A 12,212-nucleotide genomic window follows, 5' to 3' on the forward strand; every position below is an offset into this window, starting at 1 on the left:
GATCGGTTGTCGGCAGTTTCGGACGCAGGTTCGATCGGTCCCGTCGCGAGTGTCCGGAAAGGAAGCCGTACGGCCTGCGGATGTTGAGTTGATATCAGTCGGAAGTCACAAGATGGCGCAGATGCCGCCGATTGACCACCTCCCGGGCTCCGAAATATACCGTTTGGCAGATTAACTAATAAGCCGTGGGCTTGACAGAGCCCGCAAGGGGAGGACGGCGAGGCATGCCGCACGTGATTGTCGAGTACAGCGCCAATCTCGAGTCCGATCTCGAAATCCAGGCGCTGATCGAGGCACTGCACGATACCGCCCTGGCGAGCGGACTGTTCGACATAGACGGGATCCGAAGCCGCGCCGTGCGTCGTGACGTCTACCGGATCGCCGACGGAAATCCGGACAATGGCTTCGTGCAGATCACGGCCCGGATCGGCGAAGGCCGTCCCGCCGCGGCGCGCGAGACTCTCGGCAGGTCGCTGCTGGCGACCGCAGAGGCGGCGCTGGCCGGCCTGATTTCCTCGACGCCGGTGTCGCTGACCGTCGAGGTGCACGAGATCGACCGGTCGATGACATTCCGCCGCAACACGATCCGCGAGCGCCGCAATGCGGAATATCGGGGTGAGGGCTGAGGCCGCTCAACTCTGCCGTGGCGCAGCCGCCCTGTGCCATGTCAATGCGGCGCCTGTGCCTGTCGGGTCATGTGCGGGCTACCGGGTCAGGCCGGCCGCCGAATACGAACGCGACCCGCGGTCTCCGCGGAAGCCGAACTTGTCGCGGCGGAACCAGACGCGCAGCCTTCGTGAGTAGGCGCGTCTCATCGGGAGGATTACGTCAGATGCCCGTCACCAGGCCCGTTCTGAGCCCGCCGTTCAATGTCGTGCGCGTCAGCCATGTCGATTTTACCGTTACGGACCTGGAGGCATCCAGGGCGTTCTATGTCGATTGCCTCGGCCTGATCGTGACGGACGAGGCTGCCGACAAGGTCTATCTGCGCGCGATCGAGGAGCGCAACCACCACAGCCTCATTCTGAGGCGTGCCGAGGCGCCGGGCGTTCGTGCGGCGGGCTTCAAGGTGGCGAGCGAAGACGACCTGGACCGGGCCGCCTTCTGGTTCGACAGCCAGGGTCTGCGGGCCGAGTTCGTCGAGCGGGACCACCAGGGCCGCACGTTGCGGGCCATCGATCCCGTGGGCATGCCGATCGAGTTCTACTTCAGGATGGAGAGCGTGCCGTCGATGCTGCAGAAGTATTCTGCCTATCGCGGCGCACGGATCCAGCGCATCGACCACGTCAACTGCTTCACGCCCGACGTCCAGGCCAGCCACGATTTCTATCGCGACATCGGGTTCCGGGTGACCGAGTACACGGAAACGGAGGACCCGGATCCGAAACTCTGGGCGATCTGGATGCATCGCAAGGGCAATGTCCACGATCTTGCCTTCACCAACGGCCGGGGTCCGCGCCTGCATCATATCGGCATGTGGACCGCAACGCCGATGGACATCCTGCACATCTGCGACGTGCTGGCGACGAGCGGCTACCTGAAGAGCATGGAACGCGGCCCGGGGCGCCACGGGATCTCCAACGCGTTCTTTCTGTACCTGCGTGACCCGGACGGCCACCGGCTCGAGTTGTTCACCAGTGATTATCTGACGGCAGATCCCGACCACGAACCCATTCGCTGGACGCTCCGGGATCCTCAGCGCCAGACCCTGTGGGGCCATCCGGCGCCGAAGAGCTGGTTCGAGGAAGGCTCGTTCTTCGACGGGACCGAAGTGCTGGAGCCGGTGCTGGAGGCACAGCCAATCGTCGCCCGATGAACCGGGCCGCGCAATTGCATCGGCTGACTCAATCGTTCCGAGATGATCGCAGGAAAAGAGACCCGCATTCCGCAGCTGCGGATGGCCGCTTTGGATCTGCAAACTCGACTCTGCAAGTTTGCTTTTTCAATTTTTATTGATGCTTCCATAAATTAGCCGGTTATTTTCCCCTCGGCGAAAGAACTACCCTAAAGTTATACGCACGGCCGCGTTGCCACGGGCGACCGTATGTCTAAACTCGAAAAAAATATGCACGAGGGGTGGAAGAATGCCGTCGACCAACAGCGATGTCGCCGCCAGGGGCGAGACCGGAACGATCGATGCGTCGGAACACGCGGCGAAAATCAGGCCGTTCGACAGGGCGTTGCCCATCAAGATGTTGCGCGCCCGCGAAGTGATGATGCAGCGCTTCCGGCCGCTGATGCATGCGAAGTCGGTGACCGACCAGCAGTGGCGCATCATGCGCGCGCTCGCGGACAGGGGATCGGCGGAAATACTCGATCTCGCCGAAACCTGCGTGATCCATCCCGCCAGCCTGTCGCGGATCCTGCCGAAGATGGAGGAGGCCGGCTACATCACGCGGCGGACGAACGAGGCCGACAAGCGTCGCATCATCGTGACCCTGACCGATCACGGCAGCGCCTTCGTCGACTCCTTCGGCCCGCAGACCGAAGCGGTGTACGCGTCGATCGCAAGGGATATCGGGCCGGAACGGATGCAGGAACTTTATGACCTCCTGGACCACATGATCGAAGCACTGAAGGCACCCGGTAAAGAAGAGTTCGAGTGATCGGATGGCGCCGGAATTGCTCCAAAATAGATCAGATGGCTAGAAAAGAGGCCGAACTCCGCGCTCAGAATCTGTGGAGCGATTCCAATATGTGGATTCCGTGCCACATATGCTCGAGATTCGCCATTTCCTGGCCATCCGCTCGACCAAATCGATTGCGCAGCAAAAATACTGGCCACAAAGTCTAACGGCGTTCTGTTGGACGAGTCTCGCGGGTCACGGCACGGATTCGCGAGTATCTGGGGTAAACGGAACAGCTAACGAACCATGCGTTCGCAGCCACGTCCTTTTCGTGCCGTCCGGAGAAACAGATGAAGACTTTGAGGGCCCTCTTGCTCGGTTCGGCTGCGGTCGTGGCTGCGAGCACCGGCGCGAATGCCGCCGACATGATGATGGACGTGAAGGCTCCCCGCGAGCCTGTGTACAGGTGTGACATTACCGGCTTTATCGAACTGCCGGGCACCGACATCTGCTTCAAGGTCGGCGGCTTTGCGGCCCTGACCTTGTATGCCTACGAGGACCAGTGGGATCCGGCGGTCGGCGCTGCCTACGGCATCGTTCCCGACGGCCATACCCTGAACGACACCTTCGGCATGTACGGCTACGGTCGTATCAACTTCGATGCGCGCACGTCCACGGAGTACGGCACAGTCCGCGCGTTTGTCGAATTGCAGGCATATGACAACGACACGCGCACCGGCGGCTCCGCCGACCTGCGTCATGCCTTCGTGCAGTTCGGCAACTGGACGTTCGGCAAGACGTGGTCGACTTTCCTGCACCTCGATTCGAGCCCGGTCTACTCCGACTTCGTGACGGTCACCGGCGACAACTACATCCGTCGCAACCAGATACGTTACACGCAGTCGTTCGGAAGCGGCTTCACGCTGATGGTCGCCCTGGAAGATCAGGAATACGACTATCCGTACGCCATGAACGCCCAGGGCGTCTATTTCACGCCTCCCGGCGCGAACTTCGTGGTCAACGACCGCAGCTCGATGCCGGACGTGGTGGCGGCGATCAGGTTCGAGGGTGACTGGGGCAATGCCCAGCTCTCGGGCGCGGTGCACCAGAACGAGTTCCGCGAGGTCAACGGCGCAGGCATGGCTCCGGCACCGCTGCCGGGTAACCAGACCGACGACGAGTTCGGCTGGGCGGTGCTGTTCGGCACGTACATCGATACGCCGATGACGGGCGAGGGCGACTACTTCACCTTCAAGGCGATGTATACGGATGGCGCGACCCAGTACAATCAGGACAACTTCCTGGGCTCGGCGAACCCGGTATGGGGGCTGTGCAACTGGCTGGTGCCGGCGCTCGGCGGCTGCATCGTCGATACCGTGACCACATGGTCTGTGCTGGCGTCCTATACCCACAACTGGTCGCCGACCATCGCCTCGACCTTCGGCGCGGGCTATCAGAACGTGGACGCGCCGCTGACGCGGCTCGACCTCTTCACGTTCAGTGGAGCCTCGAACTTCGAGATGGACACGTATGAATTCTTCGGCAACGTGTCCTGGACGCCGGTCAACAACCTGACCTTCCTGTTCGACCTCCATTACGGTCACGTCGACTTCAACGGGGCAGGGACGTTCCTCGGGGTGTTCGATCCCTTCTTCGCCAACCCGTTCGCGAAAGACGACGAGGGTGCGTTCGGTTTCGGCATCGACATCACCCGGACATTCTGAACTCCTGCAGCTCCTTCCTTGCATGTGCCCCGGCGAGTCGTTCGCCGGGGCTTTTTCGTGCGCGATGCCGGAGGTGTCGCGGCGATTCTCCGGTCGCCTATCGGGCTGTCCAGATCCTCGATTCGCGCAGCGGGATTCGGCGGCCCGAGGCGAGCGGCTGGAGCCGCGGCGGCCGGCGGAGTGTTAACGAGACCTTACCTGCGAATGGCCGATCCGGGCATTCGGGAGTGGTCTGGCGCAGCAAAAAACCCAGTTCCCGCCTGGGTTTCCGCCGGATCTTGCGGCCAAACGGCCACAACGTGGTGTTTGTGCAACACCGCCTGGAAAAGGCGCTGCAGCGGGCCAAACCGGGACTTTGCTTGTTGATCGCAAATCGGCCTTCGGTAATTTGACGGTGCGACGCCGGGGATCCGGGGAGTCGCGCAGCTTGCGTTCGGGGTCGCCTCGGGTCCGCAAGTGTCTCGCGGGGAATTAGGGGAATTCCAGTGGCTCGCGCCCAGAGGAACGAAACCTGGTCCCTAGATTGGAAATTGGAGGTCAGGATGAACAAGATGAGAAGCATCTTCCTCGGCTCGGCTGCGTTTCTCGTAGCGGCCACCGGGGCCCAGGCCGCCGACATGATGATGGATGTTAAGGCTCCCCGGGAGCCGGTGTATCGGTGTGACATCACCGGTTTCATCGAGCTGCCGGGAACCGACATCTGCTTCAAGGTCGGTGGCTTCGCACGACTGGTTGTGGTCGGCGGTCAGGATAACTGGGCTTTCGTTGACGAGTTCTATCGCCCGGATTTCATCATTCCGGACGGTCACACTCTCAATGACACCCTTGAGATGTACGGCCAGGGCCGTGTGAACTTCGACGCCCGCACTTCGACTGAGTACGGCACCGTCCGTGCGTTCATCGAAATTCAGGCGACGGACAACGACACGCGTACCGGTGGTCCGGCGTCCCTTCGTCACGCCTTCGTTCAGTTCGGTAACTGGACGTTCGGTAAGACGTGGTCGACGTTCCTGCATCTCGACTCGTCGGCTTCGACGACTGATCCGTACGTTCTGGTCGGCGACAACTTCATGCGCCGCAACCAGATCCGCTACACCCAGTCGTTCGGCAACGGGTTCTCGCTCTCGGTCGCTATCGAAGACCAGGAGTACAACAACCCGGGTGCGATCCTGGCGACCGGCATCTATGCCACGCCGCCCGCGCCGAACTTCGTGGTCAACGACCGCAACTCGATGCCGGACGTTGTCGCCAACATCCGCGTCGACGGCGACTGGGGTAATGCCCAGCTGTCGGGTGCGATCCACAACAACGAGTTCCGTGAAGTTGCAGGCAACGGTCTGGCTCCGGCCCCGCTCGCCGGCAACCAGACGGACTCGGAGATCGGCTGGGCCGCCCTGTTCGGCTTGGTCATCAACACCCCGTCGATCGGCGAAGGCGACTTCTTCTCCTTCAAGGCGATCTACACGGACGGTGCTCACCAGTACTACCAGGATAGCTGGGCCGGTGGCGCCAACGTCGTTTGGGGCCTCTGCAACTGGGTTGTTCCGGCGCTCGGCGGCTGCATCACCGACACCGTGACCACCTGGTCGGTTATGGCGAACTTCACCCACAACTGGACGCCGACGTTCAACACGACCATCGGCGGTGGTTACGGGCAGGTTTCCGTGCCGACGACCCAGCTCAACTTCTTCGCTCCGCTGGCCGGTTTCGCCACGGATCAGGAAGTCGACACCTGGGACGTCTACCTGGACTTCGCGTGGACCCCGGTCCCGCGGACGACCTTCCAGGTCGACCTGGTGTACGGCAACATCGACCTCAATGGCTCGGGCACGTTCGGCGGTACCTTCACCCCGTACTTCTTCAACCCGCTCGCCAACGACAGCGACGGCGCCTTCTCGGCCGCCTTCCAGGTCACTCGGTCCTTCTGATTGGGATCATGGACGACCGGCCTCCGGGCCGGCCGTCCGGCCTACCCGGCCCCGGCAGCGAAAGCTGCCGGGGCTTTTTTTGTCCCGGCCCTATCGCCCGGCGATCTTCTATACCGGGTGGCACTCTGCGCCAGATCGCGAATCCTGTAGGTTTTGCAGAGCATCTCTTTCCCGGGACGGTCACATGAGAATCGGCTTTTCATTACTCGCGGCGCTCGCGATCTGCAGTGTGGCCGCGGCCGCGCCTGTCGGGGCGGAGGAAACCGGCGCCGCATCGCAGGGTAAGGACGTATATCGGCTGGAAATCCGCCGGACCGGAGATGCCTTGGAGATCGCCGGGTCGGTCCCCGATCAGGCAACCCGCAACGCGATTGTCGACGCTGCTTCTTCCGCCGCACCCGACCTGCCCAAGACGATCGTGCTGACCGAGGTTGAAGGCGCGCCTCCCGATTTCGCCGCCGCGGCTGTACGCGCGACGACGTTGATGGACCTGGTCGCCGCAGGTGACTTCGTGCTGGCAGGACAGCATCTGCAGTTTTCGGGCGCGGCCTACCACGAAAAGGCGAAGCAGGCGCTCGTCGCCGCCACCGCGTCCGGCTGGCCGCCAGGCTACGTGGTCGAGGCTTCCGATGTCGTGGCGGGACCCGATGGGCCCCCCATCGCAGCGCCCGACTGCGAGCGGGCGCTGGCCGCCTTGATCGAAGCCCATCCCATCGAATTCGAAGCCGGGAGGGCGGACGTGACCGGGGACAGCAAGGTTCTTGTCGACCGGGTTGCCTACACGGCGGCTCGGTGTCCGGGCGCGATGATCGCGGTGGCCGGCCATACCGACTCCGACGGCACCGACGAATCGAACTATCGCCTGAGTCTCGATCGAGCTCGCACCGTCGTCGACCTGCTGGTTGCCGACGGAATTCCCGAACGGCGGTTCACGGCGCTTGGCTACGGAGAGAGCAGGCCGCTTCGATCGAACGCCAGCCTGGCGGGCAAGGCGCGCAACCGGCGCATCGAATTCGTGCTGCGCGACTGATCTCCGGCGCCGCCGGCTCAGCCGCAAATCCGCGTCACCGGTCCTCGGCGGCCGCGATGAACGCTGCAATCCGGCCGAGTATGTCCGGTTCCGTCAGCATCGGCGCGTGGCCCGAGCCTTCGGCGATGACGACTTCGGTATTCGTCCGCCGGGCCGTCATGCCGGCGAGCGTCTTTTCCGACAGTATGTCCGAGTGCTCTCCCCGCACCACCATCAGCGGAACTTTCGCGAGGCCGTCGAATTGCGGCCAGATGGTCTGCAGGGGCTGGTTGAAGTCGACATTCTCCAGCGTTTTCATCAACTTGGGATCGAAGTCGCGGACCGGTCTGCCGTCGCGATCGGCGAATGTCTTGCGGGTATAGGACGCCCATCCGGCGTCGTCGACCGCGGGGAACTGCTGCTCGTAAGCCCGCCGCAGCGTGTCAGTCGCCTGTTCCCACGAGCCGGGATCCCTGGTCGCCGACAGCAGGTTCTTGATGCGCAGCAGGCCGCGGCCTTCGATCTCCGGTCCGATATCGTTGAGTATCGCCGCGCGCAGGGCGCTCGGTCGTGCTGCCGCCATCAGCATCGTCACGAGCCCGCCGCGGGATGTCCCCACGAAGCATGCCGCATCGACACGGCAGGCGGTCAAGACGTCGAGGACGTCCGCCAGTTCCGTCGAGGGGGTGTAGTTCTTCCAGTTCGGGTCGTATCCGGACCCGCCGCGACCGCGAAAATCGACGGCAAGTACCCTGCGGGGACGATCCTTGTGGGTCGAAAGGAAGCGGGCAAGTTCGTGAAAGTCGCGGCCGTTCCGCGTCAATCCGGGGAGGCAGACGACCGGCAGGTGGCGGGACTCGCCGGGATAGTCGCGCACATGGATGCGCAGGCCGTCCTGTGCGGTGACGAGGACGTCCCGCCATTCCGCCGGCGCGCCGGCTTCGTCCTGTCGTATGCCGGCCGGAGCGGCGTCCGTCATGAAGCCTGTTTCCGCAAAATCGGGTTGGAAGCTAAAGGCCGCTGCCGAAACCCAGGGCCGTAGACGGCGGGGCGCCGGTATTGACCGGGCCGTCGCCGAAACCGCTGAATACTCCGGGAACGCCGTTGTTGCCAGCGTCTCCGGCGGAAGTCGCCGCGGCGATCACCGACTGGCCCGTGTCGAGAGGCAGCCGCAGGTCTTCTGCGATGAGGAGCGGCTGATTCTCTTCACCCAGTCGCGCACGGTATACCTGCAGGCCTTCCATCACGCGCTGAACATAGTTCCGGGTCTCGTTGTAGGGAATCAGCTCGACCCAGTCGACCGGGTCGATTTCGCCCTTGCGCGGATCGCCGAACCTCTCGATCCATTCATAGACGCGGCCGGGACCGGCATTGTAGGCGGCGAAGACGAGCGCATAGGCGTTGTCGAAGCGCTCGGCCAGTTCGCCGAGATGCGCCGCCCCGAGCGTTGCATTGTAGGTGGGGTCGGAGGTCAGGCGATCGAGATTGTAGGTTTGGCCATATGCCTGTGCGGTCGCTTTCGCGGTCGCCGGCATCATCTGCATCAGGCCGCGTGCGCCGGCGGGGCTGAGGGCGGACGGATTGAAGACGCTTTCCTGGCGTGCGATCGCGTAGACCACGGCCGGATCGATGCCCGGGCCGATCTTCGGGAAATCTGGCATCCCGTCGGTTGAGAACGCGTAGGCCTCCGTTGGTGCGCCGGCGCGTGTGCCGCGCTTGCCCATCCATACGGTGCCCCACGTCATGCCCAGTTGCTGGGCCGTCTCGCAAATGCCGACGAGAGTGAGCGGGTCGTCGGTCTCTTCTGCCATGGTTATCATGAACCGGGCAGCCTCGTCCTCGCGACCGATCTGCACCAGCAGGCGCATGGCGCGGATGCTGTCGCGCTCGCCGATGATGCGGCGCGCCGTGTCGGCGATCAGCGGCTTGTCGGGACGCGGCACGGAAGTCTTGCCGATCCGGTTGAGCGCAAGCTGGCCGTAGTAGGTGGTCGGCTGCTCGCCGGCCTGGGTGTAGTACTTCAAGGCGGTGGGGATATCGCCGGCTTCCTCCGCAGCGCGGCCGAGCCAGTAATGTGCGCGCGACGTGCTGATCGGGGTGGTCGCGACATTGAGGATCTCGGCGAAGTGCTTTGACGCGGCTTCGGGGTCCTTGAGGAAGCGGAGGGCGATCCAGCCGGCGTGCCACTCGTTCTCGAGCCGATCGATTGCAGACTCGGCGGCATGCTTGCTGACCAGTTCGTAGGCCGTCTTGACGACGTCCGGGTTCCCGGTCTCGACGAGTTCCCGCGCGACGATGCGCCGCTCCAGCGCCCATTCGTCGGGATCGACCAATTGGTCGGGCTCGAAACTCGCCTCGAGCAGCAGCTTGGCCGCGAAATCGTCGCGGTCGGCCCGCCGGTTCCATTGTATGCGCGATAGCAGGTATCCGGGATCGGACCTGACCTCCTGCGGCAGGTTGTCCAGCGCGGATCCGGCTGAAGACGAGCGCCTGCTGACGGCGATCCGGGCCTCGGCCAGCTTCTTCTCGTTGCCGCCGAGCTTGGCGGCGACACGCAGCGCGGCTGAGGACTCGCCGTTGTAAAGCAGCATGTCCATGCGTTTCTTGTGATCTTCGCGCTCGAGCGCATCGGCGAAGCGGCTGAGCACGAGGCTCTCTTCGCCCGTCGTGAGCGACTGGGTGCGCCACAGTGCGCGGATCAACTCGCCCGAGCGCTCCTCTGCGCCCGTCGCCTTGAGTGCGCTTGCATAGACGATCACGCCGGGGCTTGTGATCGGCGGTTCGTCGGCGAACGCCTCGATAACCGTTTCGGCGCTGGCGCGCTGGGCCAGCAGGGCCACCTCGAATCGCCTGCGGATCAGGTCCTGGTTGGGCCAGTCCGGATTTTCCTTCAGGAAGGCCTGCATGCGCGAATACGGCGCCGACAGGGAATAGTCCCGGACGTAGTAGAACTCGATCAGCTTCCGGGCCGCGGGGTCGCTCAGCGTCTTCTGCAGGGCGAGCGCGTCGTCGTAGCGCTTGGCGCTGATGAAATTGATCGCCTGGTTCGTAACCGCGGCGGTATGGGCATCCACGACGGGGGCGTCGAATCCGGCGGTCTCGAACAGTTCGTGCGCGGCGGGACCGGCATCGTCGGGCCGCGGCCTGGGAAGCGGAAAATCGGAGGCTGACAGCACCTGCTCGGTATCGCCGTCGGCGACGGTGCCGACCACGACCTCGTCCGTGGCTGTCTGCGCGATACCGGAGGCAACGTCGACCGGCCGTTCCCTCGGCAGAGGCACGGACGTCGCGGCCCAGAGGGCGGTCGCCGGCAGCGCAATGGCCGGGAGCGCGAACGCAACGGTCAATGTCGTAATTCGCTTACGGTGCATAACCTGGCACTTTCGACATAAAAAGCTGAATTTTCTATTATGCGGACGACTTTTGGCGAGATCATGTCAACCTGACATAGGCGTTCAGCCCGGCGTTCCAACTCCTTGCCGGTGCGACGTCTTGACTCTATGCTCCCGGCCGAAATCGCCCCATTCCCGACCCGTTGGGAAGCCGGGCAGCATGGCCGCCACAGGCCGATACGGAGGAACGCATGTTCAAGGGATCGATCACCGCGCTGATCACGCCGTTCTCGAACGGGGCGGTGGACGAGAAAGCGTTCCAGGACTTCGTCGACTGGCAGATCACCGAAGGCTCCGACGGCCTCGTCCCGGTCGGCACCACCGGCGAGTCCCCGACGCTGTCGCACGAGGAGCACAAGCGTGTCGTCGAACTGTGCGTCGAGGCCACCAACGGCCGGGTGCCGGTGATCGCCGGGGCCGGCTCAAACAACACTGCCGAGGCCATCGAGTTCTCGACGCATGCCGAGGAGGCGGGGGCGGACGGCGTTCTGATCGTCATGCCCTACTATAACAAGCCCACGCAGGAGGGGCTCTACAGGCACTTCAAGGCGATCAACGACGCCATCGGGATTCCGATCCTCATCTACAACATTCCCGGCCGCAGCGTCGTCGACATGAGCGTCGAGACGATGGCGCGCCTCTTCGAGGACTGCGACAACATCGTCGGCGTCAAGGATGCCACCGCGAATCTGGCCCGCGTCAGCCTGCAGCGCGCTGCCTGCGGCAAGGATTTCGTCCAGCTGTCCGGCGAGGATCCGACCGCGCTCGGCTTCAATGCGCATGGCGGTGTCGGCTGCATTTCCGTGACCTCCAACGTCGCGCCGCGACTCTGCGCGGATTTCCAGCGTGCCTGCAGCGAGGGAGATTACGCGTCCGCCCTCGATTACCAGGATCGGCTGATGCCGCTGCACCGGGCACTGTTCATCGAGACCAGCCCGGCGCCGGTGAAGTATGCCGTGTCGCTGCTCGACCGTTGCAAGCCGCTCGTCCGCCTGCCGATCATCGAGGTGTCCGAGGGAACGAAGGCGGAGGTGCGCGACGCGATGGTCCACGCCGGCCTGCTGAACGCCTGACGGCCGACGGGAGCACAGGATGGCGACGGCGCAGAAGGCGCCGGCGGGCAAGGTCGTTGCCGAAAACCGCCGGGCCAGATTCGACTACGAACTCCTCGACGAGGTCGAGGCCGGCATCGTGCTGACCGGCACCGAAGTCAAGTCGCTGCGGCAGGGGAGGTCGAGCCTCGCCGAATCGCATGCCGGCGAGATGGGCGGCGACATCTGGCTGTTCAACATGCACATCCCGGATTACGCCCCTGCAAACCGCTTCAACCACGAGCCGCGACGCCCTCGCAAGCTGCTGATGCACCGCCGCGAGATCAACAGGCTGGTCGGCGCGGTGCAGAAAGAGGGGATGACCATCGTTCCGCTGCGGGTCTACTTCAACGCGCGCGGCATCGCGAAGGTGATGATCGCCCTTGCGCGCGGCAAGAAGCTTCACGACAAGCGGCAAACTGAAAAGAAGCGCGACTGGCAGCGCGAGAAATCAAGGATCCTGCGTGATCGCGGCTGAGAGCCGGGGCATCGCATAAAAAA

The 12,212-nt window shown here is 63.8% G+C and carries 10 protein-coding genes; 8 read left to right on the forward strand and 2 right to left on the reverse strand.

All coding sequences use genetic code 11. From position 1 onward, the window contains the following. Nucleotides 1–224 precede the first annotated feature (224 nt). The 6 genes from V3328_RS19340 (at nt 225) to V3328_RS19365 (ending at nt 7,249) form a co-directional block, all read left to right on the forward strand. Nucleotides 225–626 carry a 5-carboxymethyl-2-hydroxymuconate Delta-isomerase gene (locus V3328_RS19340; RefSeq protein ID WP_340331355.1) on the forward strand — a complete coding sequence of 134 codons (402 nt, stop codon included), beginning with the start codon at nt 225–227 and terminating at the stop codon, nt 624–626. A 206-nt stretch (nt 627–832) separates the two neighbouring features. After that, the gene (gene hpaD, locus V3328_RS19345) at nt 833–1,816 is read left to right on the forward strand and encodes a 3,4-dihydroxyphenylacetate 2,3-dioxygenase (protein ID WP_340331356.1); all 984 of its coding nucleotides are present in this window, start codon (nt 833–835) and stop codon (nt 1,814–1,816) included. A 268-nt stretch (nt 1,817–2,084) separates the two neighbouring features. Continuing rightward, complete coding sequence (gene hpaR, locus V3328_RS19350) at nt 2,085–2,606, forward strand: homoprotocatechuate degradation operon regulator HpaR (protein ID WP_340331357.1); 522 nt, start codon at nt 2,085–2,087, stop codon at nt 2,604–2,606. Nucleotides 2,607–2,917: 311 nt separating this feature from the next. Next, nucleotides 2,918–4,291 carry a DcaP family trimeric outer membrane transporter gene (locus tag V3328_RS19355; RefSeq protein WP_340331358.1) on the forward strand — a complete coding sequence of 458 codons (1,374 nt, stop codon included), beginning with the start codon at nt 2,918–2,920 and terminating at the stop codon, nt 4,289–4,291. Nucleotides 4,292–4,833: 542 nt separating this feature from the next. Further along, nucleotides 4,834–6,219, forward strand: coding sequence for a porin (locus tag V3328_RS19360; protein WP_340331359.1), 1,386 nt, complete (start codon nt 4,834–4,836; stop codon nt 6,217–6,219). 184 nt (nt 6,220–6,403) lie between these two features. Then, nucleotides 6,404–7,249, forward strand: a complete 846-nt coding sequence (locus tag V3328_RS19365; RefSeq protein ID WP_340331360.1) for an OmpA family protein — start codon at nt 6,404–6,406, stop codon at nt 7,247–7,249. A gap of 34 nt (nt 7,250–7,283) precedes the next feature. Here V3328_RS19365 and V3328_RS19370 read toward each other — a convergent pair whose 3' ends face one another. Both V3328_RS19370 and V3328_RS19375 read right to left on the reverse strand, forming a co-directional pair. Next, a complete protein-coding gene (locus V3328_RS19370) occupies nt 7,284–8,207 on the reverse strand; it encodes an alpha/beta fold hydrolase (RefSeq protein ID WP_340331361.1) in 924 nt (307 codons plus the stop codon). 31 nt (nt 8,208–8,238) lie between these two features. Further along, on the reverse strand, nt 8,239–10,575 hold the full coding sequence (locus V3328_RS19375; protein ID WP_340331362.1) for a lytic transglycosylase domain-containing protein: 2,337 nt from the start codon (nt 10,573–10,575) through the stop codon (nt 8,239–8,241). Nucleotides 10,576–10,811: 236 nt separating this feature from the next. Here V3328_RS19375 and dapA point away from each other — a divergent pair, with 236 nt between their 5' ends. Together dapA and smpB are read left to right on the forward strand one after the other, a co-directional pair. After that, nucleotides 10,812–11,693: a 4-hydroxy-tetrahydrodipicolinate synthase gene (gene dapA / locus V3328_RS19380; protein WP_340331363.1), complete on the forward strand. Its 882-nt coding sequence runs from the start codon at nt 10,812–10,814 to the stop codon at nt 11,691–11,693. Between the two features lie 19 nt (nt 11,694–11,712). Beyond that, nucleotides 11,713–12,189 carry an SsrA-binding protein SmpB gene (gene smpB, locus V3328_RS19385; protein WP_340331364.1) on the forward strand — a complete coding sequence of 159 codons (477 nt, stop codon included), beginning with the start codon at nt 11,713–11,715 and terminating at the stop codon, nt 12,187–12,189. The last annotated feature ends 23 nt before the right edge of the window (nt 12,190–12,212 follow it).

It is taken from the genome of Microbaculum marinum (assembly GCF_037855135.1).
Classification (GTDB): Bacteria; Pseudomonadota; Alphaproteobacteria; order Rhizobiales; family Tepidamorphaceae; genus Microbaculum; species Microbaculum marinum.